Annotated in this window: 21 protein-coding genes; 7 read left to right on the forward strand and 14 right to left on the reverse strand. The window is 69.6% G+C overall.

Features of this window, described 5'->3' with window-relative positions:
* Nucleotides 1-72: 72 nt before the first annotated feature.
* The 7 genes from AB6A65_RS08095 to AB6A65_RS08125 form a co-directional block, all read right to left on the reverse strand.
* Nucleotides 73-276: a hypothetical protein gene (locus AB6A65_RS08095; RefSeq protein WP_371037863.1), complete on the reverse strand. Its 204-nt coding sequence runs from the start codon at nt 274-276 to the stop codon at nt 73-75.
* 319 nt (nt 277-595) lie between these two features.
* The gene (locus tag AB6A65_RS08100; protein WP_371037864.1) at nt 596-955 is read right to left on the reverse strand and encodes a hypothetical protein; all 360 of its coding nucleotides are present in this window, start codon (nt 953-955) and stop codon (nt 596-598) included.
* A 45-nt stretch (nt 956-1,000) separates the two neighbouring features.
* Nucleotides 1,001-1,348: a hypothetical protein gene (locus tag AB6A65_RS08105; RefSeq protein ID WP_371037865.1), complete on the reverse strand. Its 348-nt coding sequence runs from the start codon at nt 1,346-1,348 to the stop codon at nt 1,001-1,003.
* A 123-nt stretch (nt 1,349-1,471) separates the two neighbouring features.
* Nucleotides 1,472-1,618 carry a hypothetical protein gene (locus AB6A65_RS08110; protein WP_371037866.1) on the reverse strand — a complete coding sequence of 49 codons (147 nt, stop codon included), beginning with the start codon at nt 1,616-1,618 and terminating at the stop codon, nt 1,472-1,474.
* Between the two features lie 214 nt (nt 1,619-1,832).
* Nucleotides 1,833-2,234 carry a DUF6497 family protein gene (locus AB6A65_RS08115; RefSeq protein ID WP_371037867.1) on the reverse strand — a complete coding sequence of 134 codons (402 nt, stop codon included), beginning with the start codon at nt 2,232-2,234 and terminating at the stop codon, nt 1,833-1,835.
* Entirely contained in the window at nt 2,207-2,548 is a 342-nt protein-coding gene (locus AB6A65_RS08120; protein WP_371037868.1) for a hypothetical protein, read from the reverse strand. Before AB6A65_RS08120 ends, AB6A65_RS08115 begins: the two co-directional genes overlap by 28 nt.
* Nucleotides 2,549-2,627: 79 nt before the next feature.
* Nucleotides 2,628-4,160: an acyl-CoA carboxylase subunit beta gene (locus AB6A65_RS08125; RefSeq protein WP_371037869.1), complete on the reverse strand. Its 1,533-nt coding sequence runs from the start codon at nt 4,158-4,160 to the stop codon at nt 2,628-2,630.
* 183 nt (nt 4,161-4,343) lie between these two features.
* Here AB6A65_RS08125 and AB6A65_RS08130 point away from each other — a divergent pair, with 183 nt between their 5' ends.
* From AB6A65_RS08130 to AB6A65_RS08140, 3 genes are all read left to right on the forward strand, one after another.
* On the forward strand, nt 4,344-5,558 hold the full coding sequence (locus tag AB6A65_RS08130) for a multidrug effflux MFS transporter (RefSeq protein WP_371037870.1): 1,215 nt from the start codon (nt 4,344-4,346) through the stop codon (nt 5,556-5,558).
* An 85-nt stretch (nt 5,559-5,643) separates the two neighbouring features.
* Nucleotides 5,644-7,035, forward strand: coding sequence for a short-chain fatty acyl-CoA regulator family protein (locus AB6A65_RS08135; protein WP_371037871.1), 1,392 nt, complete (start codon nt 5,644-5,646; stop codon nt 7,033-7,035).
* A 75-nt stretch (nt 7,036-7,110) separates the two neighbouring features.
* Complete coding sequence (locus tag AB6A65_RS08140) at nt 7,111-7,584, forward strand: hypothetical protein (RefSeq protein ID WP_371037872.1); 474 nt, start codon at nt 7,111-7,113, stop codon at nt 7,582-7,584.
* 63 nt (nt 7,585-7,647) lie between these two features.
* On the opposite strand, the gene AB6A65_RS08145 is transcribed toward AB6A65_RS08140, so the two are convergent.
* The 5 genes from AB6A65_RS08145 to betI all read right to left on the reverse strand — a co-directional run bounded on the left by AB6A65_RS08145 (nt 7,648) and on the right by betI (nt 12,524).
* A complete protein-coding gene (locus AB6A65_RS08145; RefSeq protein ID WP_371037873.1) occupies nt 7,648-7,896 on the reverse strand; it encodes a YdcH family protein in 249 nt (82 codons plus the stop codon).
* 89 nt (nt 7,897-7,985) lie between these two features.
* Complete coding sequence (locus AB6A65_RS08150) at nt 7,986-8,660, reverse strand: thermonuclease family protein (RefSeq protein WP_371037874.1); 675 nt, start codon at nt 8,658-8,660, stop codon at nt 7,986-7,988.
* A gap of 54 nt (nt 8,661-8,714) precedes the next feature.
* Nucleotides 8,715-10,373 carry a choline dehydrogenase gene (gene betA, locus AB6A65_RS08155; RefSeq protein WP_371037875.1) on the reverse strand — a complete coding sequence of 553 codons (1,659 nt, stop codon included), beginning with the start codon at nt 10,371-10,373 and terminating at the stop codon, nt 8,715-8,717.
* A gap of 82 nt (nt 10,374-10,455) precedes the next feature.
* Complete coding sequence (gene betB, locus AB6A65_RS08160; protein WP_371037876.1) at nt 10,456-11,913, reverse strand: betaine-aldehyde dehydrogenase; 1,458 nt, start codon at nt 11,911-11,913, stop codon at nt 10,456-10,458.
* Nucleotides 11,910-12,524, reverse strand: coding sequence for a transcriptional regulator BetI (gene betI, locus AB6A65_RS08165; RefSeq protein WP_371037877.1), 615 nt, complete (start codon nt 12,522-12,524; stop codon nt 11,910-11,912). The genes betB and betI overlap by 4 nt, the downstream gene beginning before the upstream one ends.
* A gap of 115 nt (nt 12,525-12,639) precedes the next feature.
* Here betI and choX point away from each other — a divergent pair, with 115 nt between their 5' ends.
* The 3 genes from choX (at nt 12,640) to choV (ending at nt 15,577) form a co-directional block, all read left to right on the forward strand.
* Complete coding sequence (gene choX / locus AB6A65_RS08170) at nt 12,640-13,569, forward strand: choline ABC transporter substrate-binding protein (RefSeq protein ID WP_371037878.1); 930 nt, start codon at nt 12,640-12,642, stop codon at nt 13,567-13,569.
* A gap of 146 nt (nt 13,570-13,715) precedes the next feature.
* Complete coding sequence (gene choW, locus AB6A65_RS08175) at nt 13,716-14,549, forward strand: choline ABC transporter permease subunit (RefSeq protein WP_371037879.1); 834 nt, start codon at nt 13,716-13,718, stop codon at nt 14,547-14,549.
* A complete protein-coding gene (gene choV, locus AB6A65_RS08180) occupies nt 14,546-15,577 on the forward strand; it encodes a choline ABC transporter ATP-binding protein (protein ID WP_371037880.1) in 1,032 nt (343 codons plus the stop codon). The genes choW and choV overlap by 4 nt, the downstream gene beginning before the upstream one ends.
* A 12-nt stretch (nt 15,578-15,589) precedes the next feature.
* Here choV and AB6A65_RS08185 read toward each other — a convergent pair whose 3' ends face one another.
* Nucleotides 15,590-16,504, reverse strand: coding sequence for a DMT family transporter (locus tag AB6A65_RS08185; RefSeq protein ID WP_371037881.1), 915 nt, complete (start codon nt 16,502-16,504; stop codon nt 15,590-15,592).
* A gap of 64 nt (nt 16,505-16,568) precedes the next feature.
* Nucleotides 16,569-17,315 carry a YebC/PmpR family DNA-binding transcriptional regulator gene (locus AB6A65_RS08190; RefSeq protein WP_371037882.1) on the reverse strand — a complete coding sequence of 249 codons (747 nt, stop codon included), beginning with the start codon at nt 17,313-17,315 and terminating at the stop codon, nt 16,569-16,571.
* 144 nt (nt 17,316-17,459) lie between these two features.
* On the opposite strand from AB6A65_RS08190, the gene AB6A65_RS08195 reads away from it, so the two are divergent.
* On the forward strand, nt 17,460-19,229 hold the full coding sequence (locus AB6A65_RS08195; protein WP_371037883.1) for an SLC13 family permease: 1,770 nt from the start codon (nt 17,460-17,462) through the stop codon (nt 19,227-19,229).
* The last annotated feature ends 124 nt before the right edge of the window (nt 19,230-19,353 follow it).

The following is a 19,353-nucleotide window of genomic DNA, read 5'->3' on the forward strand; positions in this document are numbered from 1 at the left end:
ACCACCGGGGCGGCGGCGGCCCCGCTGGTCCCGGTATCGATTGGACGGGTCGCGGCGTGGCCGCGCCCGGTGTCAGCAGCGCTCTGGGAAGCGCTGGCAATAGGCGACGGAGCCGGCCGCACCGATCGCGGCGCCGGTGAGCGCCTCGCCGAAGAGCACTTCGCCGGCGACGGCGCCGCCCGCGGCGCCAGTGACGCCCTGTTCGAGCGGGGTGTCGCCGCACGCGGCCACGAGGGCGACGCCTGCAAGGGCCATGGCCCGGAACGCATTTCGCATGTGTTCGCTTCCTTATCGTTGACTGCTACGCGCGCCATTGATGCCCCAACGGCACGCCCGCGTGCAAGACTTTGCCGGCGCGCCGCGCCGCGCTCGGCAGCTTCCCGCGCGTCGGGAAAAAATCCGGGCGGCCGCTCCGGGGGGAGAGCGGTCCGCCCGTCAGGGGAAGGGTAGCCCGGGCCCGCGGCCGCGTTCCGCGACGCAAGCGTTTCCCGTGCAGATTGCATAGATCCGCCGAACGCCGCGCACCGCAAGCGCGATGTTCCGGTGCGGCAACATTCGGCCGCAACCCGCCGAGATCGGGACCGGATGCGCGGGATCATGCCCATGGGTTGTCCTCGAACGCCTCGGGGAAGGCGCGTCGCGCCGCCGTCTCATCAAGCACGAGCCGCGCGTCGTAATCGGCCGGATCGAAAGGATCGTCGGCGGGAAGCACTTCTCGGCCGAAAAGCCAGCTGAGACGACCGGCATCGAGGTTGCCGCGCGGAAAGGGCGTGTCGCCGAAATGATGCCACAGCGCGGCGACGAAGGCCGTGTCGGCGCGGCGGTCGGCCGGCCTGCGGTCCGCGTGGCGTTCGCGGCGGATGATCGCGGTGGCGCCCTTCGGGTTCGCCCGCCGGATGGTGAACTGGTAATCGGTGCCGGGCAGCCGGCCGGGAAAGCCCCGGTGCTTCAGCATGGCCGCCCCCGCGTCGGGGCGGCCATGCCGCGTGCGAGCGTGGCGTCAGGTGCCGGCGCCCGTCTGCTGGTTGTTCTGGTTCTGATTTTCGTTCTGGTTCCGGTTCTGGTTCTGGCCGGGCGCGGTACCGGGGGTTTCGGGCGTCTCCGGTGTCCGGGTTCCGTTACCGTTACCCGGCTGGCCGGGCGTGCGCTGGCCCACGGGGATGCAGACGATCTGACCGCTCGCGGTGCTCGAAACGGCGTATCCGTCCGGGCAGCTCGCGCCGCCGAACTTGTCGAATGTCGGTTGAACGTAGACGGGCTGGGGCGCGGCTTGCTGCTGCTGCTGTCCGCAGGCGGCGAGGCCGGCACAGAGCGCGGCGGTAACGATGAGGGACCTGATATGAGCCATTTGACATCCTCCGGAATGGCGATGAGCGAAGTACCGCACGGCTTCGCTTGCGCACAGAAAGGATGCTCAGCCCGCCGTGGCGGTGAAGGCGGGACGGACCCATGGGCCCGTCCCGAAGCCGGCTTACTTGTACTTGCCGGTGCTGGTCGGTTCCTGCGTGATCGGCTCGGGCTCGACCACGATGAACTCTTCCTGCTGCTGCTGCTGGCCGCAGGCCGCGATGACGGCGGTGAAGCCGAAAAGTGCGCACAGCTTGACGATCTTGGCCATTTGTTACTCCTGTTTACGTTTATAGCGCGCCGACGCACCAACTTGTCCGCCGAACACGCCGGAGAGGCACGGGTCACCTCCGGGCAACCTTGGTGCAAATTACGGCAATCCATGAAGGAATCATATGCCGCATGCGCGATGCGCCGGGGTTGTGGCCCGAATGTCGCATCCGCGTCCGAAAAGCCGCGAAAAACCACCAGATCTTGAGGGCACATCAAAAAGCCTCCCAGATGCAGCGATCTTCGGCGACCGTGTAGGACTCGAAGAATTGCGCCACGCTGGCATCCCGCGCGCCGAATTCCACGAGCTTTTCCGACAGGCTGACGACCACCCTGGGACGCTCCGGCCCGGCGTCGCGCAGATCCGGCACGGCGACCGACTCGCACAGATGCGCCATGTCGGCCATGCGGGTTTCGAAGTCGAGCGTCGCGGCCTTCGGGGCCAGGAAACGGTATCGCAGGACCGGCCCCTCGGCCATCATCTCCTCGATGATCTCGATCCGCGTGACCGGCTGGCCCGAGGGCACCGGCACGGTGCCCTCCGCGGCCGCGACGCCCGCCGCCGCGATCATCAAGAGCGCCGGGCGCATCACCGGGCCGGCCCATACGCGGTCCATCGCGCCCGGCGCACCGGGCAGGCGAGCAGCTCGGCAAGCCGCGCCTCGACGCTGGCACGGGGAAGCGGGCCATCCACCCGGCCGCCCGCGACGACCCGAAGCCCCTGCCCCTCCGGCGCGATCTCGACGCTCGGCGCGAAGCCGCGCAGCCGGCGCAGGGCCCGCCAGACGTCCTGGCGCACCGCGCGCGCCAGGCGCGGGGCCGAGACGCGGGGCATCCGGCAGCTGGCCGCTACATCCCAGCGCACGGGCAGGCGCCGCGCCAGCACGAAGCGATCGCCCTCGAAGGCGCCGTGCCAGCCCGCGCGGCTCATCGGGCGCCCCCCGGCACGGCCGGGCGCCGCAGGCCATCGCGGGCGGGGGTCTTCGAAGCGGCAAGACGCATCGGAACGCTCAAAGCGGAATGTTGTCGTGCTTCTTCCAGGGCGTTTCCACCTTCTTGTTGCGCAGGCTCGCGAAGGCGCGGGCGACGCGCATCCGGGTGGAGCGGGGCTGGATCACCTCGTCGATGAAGCCGCGCTCGGCCGCCACGAAGGGGTTGGCGAAGCGGTCCTCGTAATCCTGGGTGCGCCGGGCGATCTTGTCGGGGTCGCCGAGTTCGGAGCGGTAGAGGATCTCCACCGCGCCCTTGGCGCCCATCACCGCGACCTCGGAGGTGGGCCAGGCGTAGTTGAAATCGCCGCGCAGGTGCTTCGACGCCATGACGACGTAGGCACCGCCATAGGCCTTGCGGGTGATCACGGTGACCTTGGGCACCGTCGCCTGCCCATAGGCGAAGAGAAGCTTCGCGCCATGCTTGATGATGCCGTCGTATTCCTGCTTGGTTCCCGGCAGGAAGCCCGGCACGTCCACGAAGGTCAGAAGCGGGATCTCGAAGGCGTCGCAGAAGCGCACGAAGCGCGCGGCCTTGCGCGCCGAGTCGATGTCGAGGCAGCCGGCCAGCACCATCGGCTGGTTCGCCACCACGCCGACCGTCCGCCCCTCCAGCCGGATGAAACCCGTGATGATGTTCTTCGCGAAATCCTCCTGGATCTCATAGAAATCCGCCTCGTCCGCGACCTTCAGGATCAGCTCCTTCATGTCGTAGGGCGTGTTGGCGTTTTCCGGCACCAGCGTGTCGAGCGAGGGCTCCACGCGCTTGGGATCGTCGAAGAAGGGCCTGACGGGCGTCCCGGCGCGGTTGTTGAGCGGCAGGAAATCCACGAGCCGCCGAACCTCCGCCAGCGCCTCCACGTCGTTCTCGAAGGCGCCGTCGGCGACCGAGGATTTCCGCGTGTGGGTGGTCGCGCCGCCCAGTTCCTCCGCCGTGACATGCTCGTTCGTCACCGTCTTGACCACGTCGGGGCCGGTCACGAACATGTAGGAGGAATCCTTCACCATGAAGATGAAGTCGGTCATGGCCGGCGAATAGACCGCCCCGCCCGCGCAGGGGCCCATGATGACGCTGATCTGCGGGATGACGCCCGAGGCGAGGATGTTGCGGTCGAAGACGTCGCCGTATCCCGCGAGGCTGTCCACGCCCTCCTGGATGCGTGCGCCGCCCGAATCCTTGATGCCGATGACGGGCGCGCCGTTCTGGATCGCCATGTCCATGATCTTCACGATCTTCATGGCATGGGTCGCGGACAGCGAGCCGCCCAGCACGGTGAAGTCCTGCGCGAAGACATAGACCTGGCGGCCGTTGACCGTGCCCCAGCCCGTGACGACGCCGTCGCCGTAGGGCTTGGAATCCTCCATTCCGAAATCCGTGCAGCGATGCGTGACGAACATGTCGAACTCTTCGAAGCTGCCCTCGTCGAGCAGCAGTTCGATACGCTCGCGGGCCGTCAGCTTGCCCTTGGCATGCTGGTTGTCGATCCGCGCCTGGCCTCCACCGAGACGCGCCTCGCCGCGGCGGGTCTCGAGTTCCTGCAGGATGTCCTTCATCACGCCTCCCCTTCGTGCCGGTTCGGCAGACCTTAACGATGGGCCGCCCGGCGAAAAAGGAAAAACGGGCAAATTTGCAAAGCCACGCAAAGGGCTGTGCGCAAACATGCAAATCGGCAAAGAGCGCGACCCCCGGCAGTCGGGCGATGGACATTCATGCGGCGCGGGCCTAACCGGTATGGCATGCCCGCCCTTCCCGAGGTCCGGTTCCTGTCCCGGACGACGCCACCACACCTCTTCACGCTCATCACGCTGACCGGCATGTCCGCGATGGCGATGAACGTGTTTCTGCCCAGCCTGCCCTCCATGGCCGAGCATTTCCGCACCTCCTCCGCGGTGATCGGGCTTTCGGTCGGCCTCTACCTCGCGGTCAGCGCGGTGATCCAGGTGCTGGTGGGGCCGATCGCGGACAATCTGGGCCGGCGCCCGGTGGTGCTCGCGGGCCTCGCCATCTTCTGCGTCGCCACGCTGGGCTGCATCTGGGCGCCCAACGCGACCGTCTTCCTGGTCTTCCGGATGATCCAGGCCAGCGCCGCCGTCGGCATGGTTCTCGGCCGCGCCGTGGTGCGCGACATGGTCCCGGCAGAGCGCGCCGGCTCCATGATCGCCTTCGTGACCATGGGCATGGCGGTGGTGCCGATGATCAGCCCCGCGATCGGCGGCTTCCTCGACGCGGCCTTCGGCTGGCAGGCGAATTTCTGGCTGCTCTTCTGGATGGGCGCGGCCGTGCTGGCGCTGGTCTGGCTCGACCTCGGCGAGACCGGCCAGCGCGGCGAGATCAGCCTCGCCGCGCAGTTCCGCCAATACCCCGAGCTTCTGCGAGCGCCGCGCTTCTGGGGCTACAGCGTCGCCTCGGCGCTCGGTTCGGGCGCCTTTTTCGCCTATCTCGGCGGCGGTCCCTTCGTGGGCACCGAGGTCTACGGCCTCAGCCCGCAGGAACTCGGCCTCTACTTCGGCGCCCCGGCGGTGGGCTACTTCCTGGGCAATTTCCTGTCGGGCGTGGCCTCGGTGCGCTTCGGGATCAACGCCATGGTGCTCTGGGGCACGGCCTGCGTCACGCTGGGATGCGCGGCCTCGCTGGCGGTCGTGCTCGCCGGGGCGTCCTCGGCGGCCAGCTTCTTCGGCTTCATGTTCTTCGTGGGTCTCGGCAACGGGATGTCGATCCCCAACGCCACGGCGGGAATGCTGTCGGTGCGCCCGCATCTCGCGGGCTCGGCCAGCGGCCTGGGCGGCGCGATCATGATCGGCGGCGGCGCGGCGCTTTCCGCGCTGGCTGGCCTCGCCCTCGGCCCCGGCTCCAGCGCGGCGCCGCTTCTGGTCATCATGGGCGGCTCGGCGGCGCTCGGCGTCGCCGCAATCCTCTACGTCATCCGCCGCGAGCGACAGCTCGGGATCTGATCGGGGTTGGCAGGACGGCTTTGCAAAGCTATCGCTGGGAAACGCGAAGCTGCAAATCCTCCCGCGCCGCCACGAGTCGCCGCCCATGCCGCCCAGAAAGCTTTTCGCAGGCGCGAAACTGCGCGAGATCCGCACCCGGATGGATCTCACCCAGAAAGCGTTCGCCGCGAAACTCGGCGTGTCGCTGCCCTATCTCAACCAGATGGAGAACAACAATCGCCCGCTTTCCACCACGGTGGTGCTGGCGCTGGCCGAGGAATTCGGCTTCGACGTAACCGAACTCGGCTCGGGCGAAGCCGAGCGGCTGGTCTCGGACATGCGCGAGGCGCTGGCCGATCCGGTCTTCGCCGATCCGCCGCCGGTGGCCGATCTCCGCCTCGCGGCGTCGAACGCACCCGCCCTCGCCCGCACCTTCCTCGGGCTTCACCGCGCCTATCGCGAGGTGCATGAGCGCCTCGCCTCCCTCGACGAGGCGCTGGGGCGCGAGGATGCGCGCGTCCGGCCCTCGCCCTGGGAGGAAGTGCGCGACTTCTTCCACTATTGCGACAACTACATCGACGCGGTGGACCGCGCCGCCGAGCGGTTCGCGGGCGGCGACGCGATGGCCGGACCCGCGCGCGCCGAGGCGCGGCTGGCGGAGGCCGGCGTGACCGTCACGCGCGAGGACACCGACGGGTTGCGGCAGTACGATGCCGCAACGAAGCGGCTGGTGCTGTCGTCGCGCGCCGCGCCCGAGACGCAGACGTTCCAGATGCTTCTTCAGCTGGCGCTGCTCACGCAGAGCCCCTTGCTGGAGGCGACACTCGATCTTGCGCGCTTCCGCACGGGCGAGGCCCGCGACATCGCCAAGATCGGGCTCGCCAACTACTTCGCCGGCGCCGCGATGATGCCCTATGGCGCCTTCCTCGCGACCGCCCAGCGGACGCGCCACGATCTCGAGCTCCTCGCGCATCGCTTCGGCGCCTCGATCGAGCAGGTGGCGCACCGCCTCGCCACGCTTCAGCGTCCCGGCGCGAAGGGAATCCCGTTCTTCTTCGTGCGCGTCGATCAGGCCGGCACGATCACCAAGCGCCATTCGGCCACCCGACTTCAGTTCGCGCGCTTCGGCGGCGCCTGCCCGCTCTGGAACGTGCACCGCGCCTTCGAGACGCCGGGGCGTTTCCTGCGCCAGCTCGCCGAGACGCCGGACGGCGTGCGCTACATCTCGCTCGCGCGCGACGTCTCGAAGCCGGGCGGGCGCTTCGGCGCGCCGACGCGCCGCTTCGCCATCGCGCTGGGTTGCGAGGTGGCGCATGCGGGCGCGCTCGTCTACGCCGACGATCTCGACGTGGAGAACGCCCGTGCCTTCGAGCCCATCGGCATCTCCTGCCGGATCTGCGAGCGCACGGAGTGCCACCAGCGCGCGGTTCCCCCGCTCGAGCGGCGGCTGCGCGTGGACCCCGACCGGCGCGGCGTCCTGCCCTATCACGTGGAGTGAGACGTCAGCGGTCGGGCAAGGCGGCATCGGCCGGAGCGCCATATTGCCGCCAGAAACGCCTGCCATTGTGGCGGCATGAACAGTCAGGCCGAAATTCCGGGCGCGGGCGATCCGAGCCCGCTGCGCCAATGGGGCGCCTGGGCCGTGCTGGCCGGCGTGGCGGGCCTCGTGCTCGTCTTCGTCCAGATCGTTGGCCCCACCCTCGAGCCCACGCCATCGGTGGGCGCGCAGATCGGCGAGATCGCGGGAGAGATCAGGCGATCCGCCTGGCGCTCCTTTTTCGGCCTGTCCGCGCCCGAGCCGGAGCCATCTGCCGTCACGGCATGGGCCGCACTCGCCATCGCGGCACCGCTTCTGGGTATCGCAGCACTCGTCCTGGCCGCGATTTCGGCCATCGCGCGCGAGAATCGGCGCTATGCGGCCTACGGCGCCAGCCTCGGCGCCGCCGCGATCACCTTCCAGTTCATCTGGCTGGTGGCGCTTCTGATCGCCTGCGTCGTGCTGCTCGTCGCGATCATCGAGAACATGGGCGACATCTTCGGCATCTGAGCGGTCGCGGGTCAGCGCCGCCATCGCAGGTCCTCCCCGCGACGACGCGCCGGCAGGCAGGCGTCAGGCCTCGGTTCCGGCCTTCAGGTAGGCGTAGATCTCGTCCTTGAGCCCCGCGCGCTCCTTGCGCAGCTGCATCTCGGCCAGTTCTTCCACCGGTTCCACATTGGTCTCGGCGCGGTGCACCTGCCGGTTGAGGTCGTGATAGCGGTCGGCAAGCTTGGCGAAATGCGCGTCCGACTGCTTGAGCGCGCTGATCTTCTCTGCGAATTCCGGAAATTCTTCGTGCAGCTCGTGCGGCGTATGGGACATCTCTTGCGTCTCCTCCTTGTCCTTGGGCTGGCGGCCAGCCTAGGCACGGGGACCTCGTCCAGCCTTGACCTCGATCAAGCGCGCAGGAGCTATCGCATGGCCCGTCGCCAGCCCGCGGCGCGCGCCTCCTGCTCCGAGCAGAACCAGCGCTCTCCACGGCGCTCGCTGATGCGGGTGGCCGCGTAGTCGCGCTGACCGGGGACGTGGTAGATCCGCTCGCCGTCGCCGGCGATGTTGCCCTTGATGCGGCAGCGTGCGGAGCCCGCCTCGGGTCGGGGCGGAGTGGCGCGCCTGTGGGCTTCCGGCGGCACGAAGCGGCTGGCGTGGAGGCCCCGCCCCGCGCGCGCCGCCTCGCGCTCTGCGGGGACGTAGTCGCGCGAGTAGCGCCGGTAGGCGACCGCCACGCCCTCGGCGACGAGCATCGCCCCGATATCCCGGCCGCCCATGTCGCAGCGCGCCACGATCCGGCCATACCGGTCCTGGTCGCGCTCTGCGCAGACGGCGCGCCGGCCCTCGAGGCGCGCGCGCGCCTCGCGCGACGCCCAGGCGCCGTACGCCCACTCTCGCCCGTCGGCGCGGCGGCAGGTCTGGTCGTGCTCGGGGGCGTCGATCCCGTGCAGCCGCACCGTCGCCCCGTCCACGCGGAGCGTGTCCGCGTCGATCACCTGAACGATGCCCGCGGGCCCGGCCGAGGCCCGGAAGCCCGGGACCGCGCCGGCAAGAGCGACGAGGGCCAGAACAAGAATGGAACGAATTCTTAACATTCCGTTAATCTCGCGGGACAAGCCCGCGGGATCAAGCGGTTGTCGCGACCATGCTTAACGCTGCGCGGTGCGCCAGCCGGGATGGATCCATGGGGCGCGGTTGTCGCGCGGCAGCGGATCGCGCCCGAGCACATGATCGGCCATCTTCTCGCCCACGAGAATCGACGGAGCGTTGGTGTTGCCGTTCGTGATCCGCGGAAAGACCGAGCTGTCAGCCACCCGAAGCGCGTCCACCCCGATCACCCGTCCCTCGGGATCGACCACCGCGCCGGGATCGTCGCGGCGCCCCATCCGTGCCGTGCCGCAAGGGTGATAGGCGCTTTCGACATGCTCGCGGATGAACCCGTCGAGCGCGTCGTCGCTCTGCGCCGCCGCGCCCGGCTGGATCTCGTGGCGGACGAAGGGCGCGAAGGCGGGCTGGGCGAAGATTTCGCGGGTCAGGCGGATGCAGGTGCGGAAATCCGCCCAGTCCTGCGGTTCGCTCATGTAGTTGAAGAGGATGCGCGGCGGCGTCTCGGGGTCGGCGCCCTGCAGCGTGACCGACCCGCGCGCGGCCGAGCGCATCGGCCCGACATGGGCCTGAAAGCCGTGCCCCTCGGCCGCCGCCTGACCATCGTAGCGCACTGCGATGGGCAGGAAGTGGTACTGGATGTCGGGGTATTCCACCCCCGCGCGCGAGCGGATGAAGGCCGCGCTCTCGAACTGGTTCGAGGCGCCCGGGCCCCTGCGCGTGAAAAGCCAGCGCGCGCCCACCCACGCCTTGCCCGGCAGGTTCCAGTAGGAATAAAGGCTCACCGGCCGGCTGGCCGCCATCTGGATATAGAGTTCCAGATGGTCCTGAAGGTTGGCGCCCACCCCGGGCCGGTCCGCGACCACCCCGATCCCGTGCTCGGCGAGATGCGCCGCCGGACCGATCCCGGAAAGCATCAGCAATTTCGGCGTGTTGATCGAAGAGGCGGCGAGGATCACCTCGCGGCGGGCGCGGATCACGTCCACGCGGCCGCCGCGTGACACCTCCACGCCGGTGGCGCGGCCCTCCTCGATGACCACGCGGCGGGCGAAGGCGCGCACCAGATCGCAGCCGTCGCGCCGCAGGGCGGGCTTCAGGTAGGCGTTGGCCGCCGACCAGCGCTGCCCGCGCCAGATCGTGGCCTCCATCGCGCCGAAGCCTTCCTGCTTCTCGCCGTTGTAATCCTGGGTGGTCTCGTAGCCCGCCTGCCGGCCGGCCTCGACGAAGGCGCGGGTGAGCGGGTTGTCGCGCCGCCCGCGGCTGACGTGCAGCGGGCCGTCCGTCCCGCGCCAGTCCGGATCGCCGCCATGGCCGCCGTCGTGCCAGGTTTCCATCCGGCGGAAATAGGGAAGAACATCGGCATAGGACCAGCCCTGCGCGCCGGTCTCGGCCCAGTGGTCGTAATCGCGCGCATGGCCGCGGACATAGACCATGCCGTTGATCGAGGAGGACCCCCCGACCACCTTGCCCCGCGGGCAGGCGAGGCGTCGCCCGCCCAGATGCGGCTCGGGTTCGGTCCGGTAGCCCCAGTCATAGCGCGCCATGTTCATCGGAAAGCTGAGCGCGCCCGGCATCTGGATCAGAGGCCCGGCATCCGTGCCGCCATGCTCGATCACGAGCACCGAGGCGCCCGCCTCCGCCAGCCGCCACGCCATGGCACAGCCGGCGCTGCCCGCCCCCACGATGACGAAATCCGCTTCCATTATCTCCACCTCGATCGCGTGTCCCGGCCCCGCGCGGCGGCGCGGGTGGGCGGGCGGGGCGGCGCCGCGCGGGGCCGCCCGTTCAGTAGGGCGCCTCCACGTCGCCCATCCGCACGAAGACCGACTTCAGCTGCGAGTAGTGCTCGATCGCGGCACGCGAGTTCTCGCGCCCGACCCCCGACGCCTTCGTGCCGCCGAAGGGCACTTCGACCGGCGCGTCGTTGTAGGAGTTTATGTAGCACGACCCGGCCCGCAGCCGTCCGATCACCCGGTGCGCGCGGGCGAGATCGCGGGTGAACACGCCCGCCGAGAGGCCGTATTCCGTCGCGTTGGCGCGGCGGATCGCCTCCTCCTCCCCATCGAAATCGAGCACGCTCAGCACCGGCCCGAAGATCTCTTCCCGGGCGATGGTCATGTCGTCGGTGACGTCGGCGAAGACCGTGGGCTCGATCCAGAAGCCCGGGCGGTTGGGCCGGCCGCCGCCATGGACGAGCCGCGCGCCCTCCTCCTGCCCCTTGGCGATGTAGCCCTGCACGATCTCGCGCTGCCGCGCGCTCACCATCGGGCCGAAATTCGTGGCCTCGTCGAGCGGGTCGCCCATCGCGATCCCCTCCAGCCGCTCGGTGAGCCGGTCGAGGAAGCGCTCCTTGATGCCGCGCTCCACGAAGACCCGCGTGCCGTTCGAGCAGACCTGCCCCGTCGAGTAGAAATTGCCGAGGATCGCACCGCCCACCGCGTTCTCGAGATCGGCGTCCGAGAAGACCAGAAGCGGCGACTTGCCGCCGAGCTCCATGGTGACGTGGCGTATCCCCACCGCCGCCGCCTGGTAGACCTTGCGCCCCGTGGGCACCGAGCCGGTGAGCGAGACCTTGGCCACGCGCGGATCGGTGACGAGCGCGTGCCCCACCTCGCCCGCCCCCTGCACGACGTTGAAGACGCCTTCGGGCAGGCCGGCCTCCAGAAGGATCTCGGCGACCTTCAGGGCGCAAAGCGGCGTCGTCTCGGAGGGCTTGAACACCATCGCGTTGCCGCAGGCGAGCGCCGGCGCGGCCTTCCAGCAGGCGATCTGCGTGGGGTAGTTCCAGGCCCCGATCCCGACGCAGAGCCCGAGCGGCTCGCGCACGGTGTAGGCCCAGTCCTGACCGAGCGGGATGTGCTCGCCCGTGAGCGCGCCGGCGAGCCCGCCGAAATATTCCAGCGCGTCGGCGCCCGAGGTCGCGTCGGCCACCAGCGTCTCCTGCAACGGTTTTCCGGTGTCGAGCGTCTCGAGCTCGGAGAGTTCGCGGTTGCGCTCGCGCATGATGTCGGCGGCGCGGCGCAGCACGCGGCCCCGCTCCACGCCGGGGCGCGCCGCCCAGTCCTCCTGCGCGGCGCGGGCGGAGGCGAGCGCGGCCTCCACCACGTCCGGCGTCGCGGCGTGCACGCGCGCGATCTCCTCGCCGGTGGCGGGGTAGATCACCGGGATCGGGTCGCCCGCGGCGTCCTCCACCGGGCGCCCGGCGATGAAATGGCTGGCTTTCGGGCGGGGATCGACGGTCATCGTGTCGCCTCCTTTTCGCGTCGGGCGCCGCGCGCTGCGGCCTCGAGATGTGGGGACAGGCAGTCGAGCACGAGCCCGGCGGCGGCCTGGGCGTCGGGCGCGCCGTGCCCGAGACCTTCGCGCAGATAGACCCCGTCCACCAGCGCGGCAGCGGTCTCGGCCAGCCGCTCCGCATCGTCGCCCGCAAGCGGGCGGAGCGCGTGGCGCAGGTTCGCGCGCAGTCGCGCCTGGTAGACCGTCAGGAGCCGGCGCGCGTCGGCGTTGCGCTGGGCGAGCACGTAGAAGTTCAGCCAGGCAGAGATCACCTCGGCGCGGAAGTTCTCTCCCGCGAAGCTCGCGCGCACGATCGCCTCCAGCCGGGCGTGCGGGCCGTCGGCCATCGCCAGGGCGCCGCGCACGCACGCGCCATAGAGCGCGAGGACATGGCGCATCGCCGCGAGGAAGATCTGTTCCTTGCCGCCGAAATAGTGATGCGCGAGCGCGCTCGACATGCCGGCGCGGCGCGCGATCTGCGCCACGGTCACGTCAAGCGTTCCGGCCTGCCCGATCTCGTCGATCGTGGCCTCCACAAGCGCGGCACGGCGGATCGGCTCCATTCCCGTCTTCGGCATCCCATGTCCCGCGTTGACTCGAGGCCGGGCTCGCCCGACTGTTGCATCCGAAGGCTAGATGGTTTTTTATTGATGCGTCAATCAAGAAAAACCGAACCGACAAGGGAGACCCGACATGACCTTCAGGACCACCCTCTCCACCCTCGCGCTCTCGGCCGCCGCGCTGCCGGCGCTCGCGGAGTGCGAAACGGTCACGTTCTCGGACGTGGGCTGGACCGACATCACCGCGACCACCGCCGCCACCACCGCGGTCCTCGACGCGCTGGGCTACGACACCGAGACCAAGGTGCTGTCCGTTCCGGTGACCTACGTCTCGCTTTCCAACGGGGATGTGGACGTTTTTCTGGGCAACTGGATGCCCACGATGGAAAACGATATCGCACCCTACCGCGAGGACGGCACCGTGGACACGGTGCGCGCCAACCTCGAGGGCGCGAAATACACGCTGGCCACCAACGCGCACGGCGCTGAACTCGGCATCACGAGTTTCGCCGACATAGCCGCCCATGCCGATGCGCTCGACGAGAGCATCTACGGCATCGAGCCGGGCAATGACGGCAACCGCCTGATCCTCGACATGATCGAAAGCGACGCCTTCGGCCTCTCGGGCTTCGACGTGGTCGAAAGCTCCGAGCAGGGCATGCTCGCGCAGGTGGCCCGCGCCACGCGGTCGGGCGATCCGATCGTGTTTCTCGGTTGGGAGCCGCACCCGATGAACGCGAATTTCGACCTCACCTACCTTACGGGCGGCGACGACTGGTTCGGCCCCGATCTCGGCGGCGCCACCGTCTACACCAATGTCAGGGCGGGTTTCGTGGAGGAGTGCCCCAACCTGGGCGCGTTCCTGCAAAATCTCGAATTCTCGCTCGCCATGGAGAACGAGATCATGGGCGCGATCCTGGACGATGGCGCCGACCCGCGCGAGGCCGCCGTGGCGTGGATGCAACGGAACCCCGAGACCGTCATGGGCTGGCTCGAGGGCGTCACCGCCCGTGACGGCTCGGACGCGGCCGCCGCGGTCTCCCAGGAGCTCGGCCTGCACTGAACGCGGCGCGGCGCGGCGCCGCGAGGCGCCGCGCCCCCGGCCCAAGGGGAGAGGTCGGCAGGGGCGGCGGTGCGATCCGTATCGGGCCGCGCGCACACGCGCCCCGGCCGCCAGAACAGGCCCGACAGGACAGGGAAACACGGCATATGGAGTGGCTCACCGAGCGCAAGATCCCGGTCGGCGATGTCGCCGGGACCATGTTCGACTGGCTTCAGGTCAATGGCGCATGGTTCTTCGACGGGCTCGCCGGCGCCATGGAGGCGCTCATCGACGCGATCCTCTGGGTGCTGGAGACGCCGCACCCCCTGATCGTCGTGGCCGCCTTCACCGCGCTGACCTTCGCGTTGCAGCGCACATGGAAGGCGCCGCTCTTCACCTTCCTCGGCTTCCTCTTCATCCTCAACCAGGGCTACTGGGAGGAAACGCTGGAAAGCATCACGCTCGTCGCCTCGGCCTGCGTGGTCTGCATGGGGGTGGGCGTTCCCGTCGGCATCGCGGCCGCGCATCGCCCGGGCTTCTACGCGTGGCTCCGGCCGGTGCTCGATTTGATGCAGACGCTGCCCCCCTTCGTCTACCTCATCCCGGCAATCGTCTTCTTCGGCATCGGGATGGTTCCCGGCCTCATCGCCACGGTGATCTTCGTGCTGCCCGCGCCGATCCGGCTGACCCATCTCGGTATCTCGTCCACACCCACGGCGCTTCTGGAGGCCGCGCGCGCCTTCGGCGCGACCGACGGGCAGACGCTCTGGAAGGTGGAACTGCCCTACGCGCTGCCGCAGATCATGACCGGGCTCAACCAGACCATCATGCTCTCGCTCTCCATGGTGGTTATCGCGGCGCTGGTGGGCGCGGACGGGCTCGGCGTGCCGGTGGTGCGCGCGCTCAACCAGGTCAACACCTCGCTCGGCTTCGAGTCGGGCTTCGTCATCGTGGTCGTGGCCATCATCCTCGACCGCATGCTCCGGGTGGAACGCAAATGACCGCCGCGGTCGAGTTCGACAATGTGTCCATCGTGTTCGGCGAGGCGCCCGGGCGCGCCCTGCCGCTGATGGACGAGGGCCGGACCCGCGCCGAGGTGCAGGCGGCCACGGGACAGGTGCTCGGCGTGCACGACTGCACGCTCGAGGTCGAAACCGGCGAGATCGTCGTGCTGATGGGGCTGTCGGGCTCGGGCAAGTCCACGCTGTTGCGGGCGGTCAACGGGCTCAACCCCGTGGCGCGCGGCCAAGTGCGGGTGAACGACGGCGAGCACATGGTGGACGTGACCCACGCCGACGCGGCGACGCTGCGCCGGATGCGCCAGCGCCACGTCGCGATGGTGTTCCAGCAGTTCGGCCTCCTGCCCTGGCGGACGGTGGCCGAGAACGTGGGGCTCGGGCTCGAGCTTGCGGGGGTTTCCAGGGCGGAACGGCGCGAGCGGGTCGCCGCGCAACTCGAGCTCGTCGGCCTTTCGGACTGGGCCGACCGCAAGGTGGGCGAGCTTTCGGGCGGCATGCAGCAGCGCGTGGGCCTCGCCCGCGCCTTCGCGACGGATGCGCCGATCCTGCTGATGGACGAACCCTTCTCCGCGCTCGACCCGCTCATCCGCACGCGGCTTCAGGACGAGCTTCTGGAGTTGCAGGAGCGCCTGCGCCGCACCATCGTCTTCGTCTCCCACGATCTCGACGAGGCGTTCAAGATCGGCAATCGCATCGCCATCATGGAGGGCGGGCGGATCGTCCAGTGCGGCACGCCGCAGCAGATCTTCACCGATCCCGCCACCGACTACGTGGCCGAGTTCGTGGCCCACATGAACCCGCTCGGCGTTCTGACCGCCCGCGACGTGATGGAACCGGCGACCGGCCACATGCCGGAGATCACCGTCTCCCCTGGCGCCACAATCCACGAGGTCATGGAGGCCGCGCAAGGCCACGAGACGCCGGTCGGGGTCATGGAGGATGGCCGTCTCGTCGGGCGGATCACCCGGAACGGCATCCTCTCCCGCCTGATCGACCCGCGCGGCGCCTGAGCCGCGCCGCGCTCAGAGCTTGGTGGCCGGCGCCGGCGGCGTGATGGAGCGGCGTTTCAGCACCGCCTCGCGCCAGGAGATGAAGACCACCGAGCCCACGATCACGAGCCCGCCCAGGATCACGAAGGGATCGACCGGTTCGCCGAAGACGACCGCGCCCAGCGTCACCGCCCAGACGAGCTGAAGGAAGGTGACCGGCTGGGTCACGGTGATCGGGGCCGCGCGGAAGGCCAGCGTCATGGTGAAGTGCCCCGCCGTGGCGAAGAAGGCCACGCCCAGAAGCACCGCGAGGTCATGCATGCTGGGCGGCACCCAGACGGCGAGCGCCACCGGGGCGAGCCCCGACGTCACCCAGAAGGACAGCATCGCCACCACCACCGCCGGGCTCGCCGCGTCCGACAGCGCCTTGGCAAGAAGGTAGGACCCGCCGAAGATCACCGCCGTGCCCAGCATGGCGAGGTGGCCCGGATCGAGGTCGCGAAAGCCCGGCCGCAGGATCAGCAGCGCGCCCATCAGCGCGACGACCACCGCCGCCACCCGCCGGACCGCCAGCCTTTCGCCAAGGAAAATCGCCGCGCCCAGCGTGACGTAGACCGGCGAGAGGTAGTTCATCGCCGTGACCTCGGCGATGGGAATGCGCGTCATCGCGTAGAACCACAGGATCACGCCCAGCGCATGGAGAAGCCCCCGCGCGGCGAAAAGCCCGCGCTCGCGCCGCGTCGGCCGCGCGCGCAGGAGCGGGCGCAGCATCGGCAGCACGAAAACGAGGCCCAGCAGATAGCGCAGGAAGGCCGACTGCGCCGCGGGGATGCCGTCGCCCAGGTATTTCACGAGCGCGATGACCGCCACGAAGCAGAGGCCTGTCAGAAGCATCCAGAGGACACCCGCGACGGGGCGCGGTTCAGGAAGGGGTGCGGGCGTTGCCATGCCGCGCAAGGGACCGCAAAGCGCGGGCGGGGGCAAGGCCCCGCTGCCCGCGCCCCGAGGCCGATCAGGAGGCGAGTTGCTCCATCACCTCGTCGGAGGCATCGAAGTTGGTGGTGACGCGTTGCACGTCGTCGTCGTCCTCGAGGGCGTCGACGAGCTTCATCAGCTTCTGCATCCCCTCGAGGTCGAGTTCCGTGGTGGTGGCGGGTTTCCAGACAAGGCGCGTGGTCTCCGACTCGCCAAGGTTCTCCTCGAGCGCCGAGGCGACGTCGTTGAGGTCGGTGTCCACGCACCAGATCACGTGCCCGTCACCCGAGCTTTCCACGTCCTCGGCGCCCGCCTCGATCGCGGCTTCCAGCACCGCTTCGGCGTCGCCCACGGAGGCCGGGTAGACGATCTCGCCCTTGCGCTCGAACATGAACCCGACCGAGCCCGTCTCGCCCAGGTTGCCGCCGTGCTTGCCGAAGGTCGCCCGCACGTTCGAGGCGGTGCGGTTGCGGTTGTCGGTCATCGCCTCGACGATCACCGCCACGCCGCCCGGGCCGTAGCCCTCGTAGCGGATCTCCTCGTAGGCGTCGCCCTCGCCGCCCGCGGCCTTCTTGATCGCGCGCTCGATGTTGTCCTTGGGCATGGAACTCGCCTTCGCGTCCTTGATCGCGAGGCGCAGCCGCGGGTTCTTGTCGGGATCGGGGTCGCCCATCTTGGCGGCGACGGTGATCTCCTTGGAGAGCTTGGAGAAGAGCTTGGAGCGTGCCGCATCCTGGCGCCCCTTGCGGTGCTGGATGTTGGCCCATTTGGAATGGCCGGCCATGAAGGGACCTCTGATCTGTGTCTCGTCTGACAACTGCCCGCGTCTATAGGCAATGCGCCGGGCCGGAGCAATCCCGCCGCTCGGCGCACGCGAAAGCGGCGCGGCACCTTCCGCCCCGGCGTGGCGGTGGCTATGGTCGCGGCCATGACGTTCGAGCAGACCATCCTCTTCGCGCTCTTCGGCGCGGTGTTCGCACTGCTGGTCTGGGGGCGCTGGCGCTACGACATCGTGGCCTTCTCGGCGCTGCTGGCGGGCGTCGCGCTGGGTGTCGTTCCCGAGGACGCGGCGTTCGCGGGCTTCGGCCACCCGGCGGTGGTGATCGTCGCGCTGGTCCTCATCGTCTCGGCGGGGCTCGTCCGGTCGGGCGCGGTGCATCTTCTGACCCGGACCGTGACCGACAGCGCACGCGGCGTTCAGGGGCATATCGCCGTGATGGGCGGGATCGGCGCCGCGCTCTCGGGTTTCATCAACAACGTGGCGGCGCTGGCGCTCCTGATGCCGGTGGACGTGACGACCGCGCGCAAGGCGGGCCGGCCGCCCGGCCGGACCCTGATGCCGCTGTCCTTCGCCACGATCCTCGGCGGCATGGTCACGCTGATCGGAACCCCGCCCAACATCATCATCGCGGGCATCCGCGAAGAGAGCCTCGGCGCGCCTTTCGGCATGTTCGACTTCGCGCCCGTGGGCGTGGCGACCGCGGTGGCGGGCCTGGCCTTCGTGGCCCTGGTGGGCTGGCGCCTGATCCCGGCGCGCGGCGACGTCGCCGAGCATGTCGAGAAGGTCACCGAATACGTCGCCGAACTGACCGTGCCCGACGACAGCGAGGTGATCGGCAAGCGCGTGCGGGAACTCTACGCCACGGCGGAGGAGACCGATGTCGCGATCATCGGCCTGATCCGGGACGACAAGCGGCGCTACGGCACCTCGGCCAACACGAAACTGCAAGCGGGCGACGCGCTGGTGCTGGAGGCCACGCCCGCCGCGCTCGAGGAGTTCCGCAGCGCGCTCTCGCTCGGCTTCGCGGACAAGGGGCACGAAGACAAGCTCAAGGCGGAGGGATCGGGCCTGACCCTGATCGAGGTCGTGGTGCCCGAAGGCGCACGGATCGCGGGAAAGACCGTGCACTCCGTCGGGCTTCTCTGGCGCCAGCACACGGTTCTCATGGGCATCTCGCGGCAGGGCCGGCGCATCACCGAACAGATGCGGCGCACCAAGGTGCGGCCGGGCGACATCCTGCTTCTGCTCGCGCCGAAGGAAAGCGCGACGACCGTCGTGGAGTGGCTTGGAGTGCTGCCCCTGGCCGACCGCGGCCTCACGGTGACGCAGAACACCAAGACCTGGGCGGCCATCGGGCTCTTCGCCGCGGCGGTGGCGGCGGCGAGCGTGGGGCTCGTCTACCTGCCCATCGGCCTCGGCATCGTCGTGGTCGGATACGTTCTGCTCGGCATCCTCCCCGCGCGCGAGCTTTACGACCACGTGGAATGGCCGGTGCTGGTGCTTCTGGGCAGCATGATCGCCCTTGGCGGCGCGCTCGACGCGGCGGGCGGCACGCGGCTCATCGCGGAAAACCTCACGAGCCTCACCGCGGGCTGGCCGGTCTGGGCCGTTCTGGCCGCGCTCATGGTGGTGACGATGACGCTCTCGGACGTGCTGAACAACACCGCGACGGCGGTCGTGGCCGCGCCCGTGGCGATCGAGATGGCCCGCGCGCTCGGCGTGTCGCCCGATGCGTTCCTGATGGCGGTGGCGGTGGGCGCGTCCTGCGCCTTCCTCACCCCCATCGGGCACAAGAACAACACGCTGATCCTGGGCCCGGGCGGCTATCGCTTCGGCGACTACTGGCAGATGGGCCTGCCGCTCGAGGTGATCGTGGTGGCCGTCGCGGTGCCGGTCATCCTGCTGGTCTGGGTCTGAGCGGGATTGCCGGGGCGTGCCCCGCACCCTAGGCTCCCGGCCGAACGGACATCGCCCACACCACATGGCCCGGCGCGGGGCACGGGCGAGGCCGCGCTGCCGGCGGCCCTACCCGTCGCCGCGC

The organism is Rhodosalinus sp. FB01 (genome assembly GCF_041365715.1).
In the GTDB taxonomy this organism is placed as follows: Bacteria; Pseudomonadota; Alphaproteobacteria; order Rhodobacterales; family Rhodobacteraceae; genus Rhodosalinus.

What these genes read in the sequence shown, in the direction of transcription:
- AB6A65_RS08145 (WP_371037873.1), bottom strand. Translation starts at nt 7,896, where the DNA reads ATGTCCCATACGCCGCACGAGCTGCACGAAGAATTTCCGGAATTCGCA.
- betB (WP_371037876.1), bottom strand. Translation starts at nt 11,913, where the DNA reads ATGACCGTCGATCCCCGCCCGAAAGCCAGCCATTTCATCGCCGGGCGC.
- AB6A65_RS08195 (WP_371037883.1), top strand. Translation starts at nt 17,460, where the DNA reads ATGACGTTCGAGCAGACCATCCTCTTCGCGCTCTTCGGCGCGGTGTTC.
- AB6A65_RS08095 (WP_371037863.1), bottom strand. Translation starts at nt 276, where the DNA reads ATGCGAAATGCGTTCCGGGCCATGGCCCTTGCAGGCGTCGCCCTCGTG.
- betA (WP_371037875.1), bottom strand. Translation starts at nt 10,373, where the DNA reads ATGGAAGCGGATTTCGTCATCGTGGGGGCGGGCAGCGCCGGCTGTGCC.
- AB6A65_RS08125 (WP_371037869.1), bottom strand. Translation starts at nt 4,160, where the DNA reads ATGAAGGACATCCTGCAGGAACTCGAGACCCGCCGCGGCGAGGCGCGT.
- AB6A65_RS08120 (WP_371037868.1), bottom strand. Translation starts at nt 2,548, where the DNA reads ATGAGCCGCGCGGGCTGGCACGGCGCCTTCGAGGGCGATCGCTTCGTG.
- AB6A65_RS08150 (WP_371037874.1), bottom strand. Translation starts at nt 8,660, where the DNA reads ATGTTAAGAATTCGTTCCATTCTTGTTCTGGCCCTCGTCGCTCTTGCC.
- AB6A65_RS08105 (WP_371037865.1), bottom strand. Translation starts at nt 1,348, where the DNA reads ATGGCTCATATCAGGTCCCTCATCGTTACCGCCGCGCTCTGTGCCGGC.
- AB6A65_RS08130 (WP_371037870.1), top strand. Translation starts at nt 4,344, where the DNA reads ATGCCCGCCCTTCCCGAGGTCCGGTTCCTGTCCCGGACGACGCCACCA.
- AB6A65_RS08140 (WP_371037872.1), top strand. Translation starts at nt 7,111, where the DNA reads ATGAACAGTCAGGCCGAAATTCCGGGCGCGGGCGATCCGAGCCCGCTG.
- AB6A65_RS08190 (WP_371037882.1), bottom strand. Translation starts at nt 17,315, where the DNA reads ATGGCCGGCCATTCCAAATGGGCCAACATCCAGCACCGCAAGGGGCGC.
- AB6A65_RS08135 (WP_371037871.1), top strand. Translation starts at nt 5,644, where the DNA reads ATGCCGCCCAGAAAGCTTTTCGCAGGCGCGAAACTGCGCGAGATCCGC.
- choV (WP_371037880.1), top strand. Translation starts at nt 14,546, where the DNA reads ATGACCGCCGCGGTCGAGTTCGACAATGTGTCCATCGTGTTCGGCGAG.
- choX (WP_371037878.1), top strand. Translation starts at nt 12,640, where the DNA reads ATGACCTTCAGGACCACCCTCTCCACCCTCGCGCTCTCGGCCGCCGCG.
- AB6A65_RS08115 (WP_371037867.1), bottom strand. Translation starts at nt 2,234, where the DNA reads ATGGACCGCGTATGGGCCGGCCCGGTGATGCGCCCGGCGCTCTTGATG.
- AB6A65_RS08110 (WP_371037866.1), bottom strand. Translation starts at nt 1,618, where the DNA reads ATGGCCAAGATCGTCAAGCTGTGCGCACTTTTCGGCTTCACCGCCGTC.
- AB6A65_RS08185 (WP_371037881.1), bottom strand. Translation starts at nt 16,504, where the DNA reads ATGGCAACGCCCGCACCCCTTCCTGAACCGCGCCCCGTCGCGGGTGTC.
- betI (WP_371037877.1), bottom strand. Translation starts at nt 12,524, where the DNA reads ATGCCGAAGACGGGAATGGAGCCGATCCGCCGTGCCGCGCTTGTGGAG.
- AB6A65_RS08100 (WP_371037864.1), bottom strand. Translation starts at nt 955, where the DNA reads ATGCTGAAGCACCGGGGCTTTCCCGGCCGGCTGCCCGGCACCGATTAC.
- choW (WP_371037879.1), top strand. Translation starts at nt 13,716, where the DNA reads ATGGAGTGGCTCACCGAGCGCAAGATCCCGGTCGGCGATGTCGCCGGG.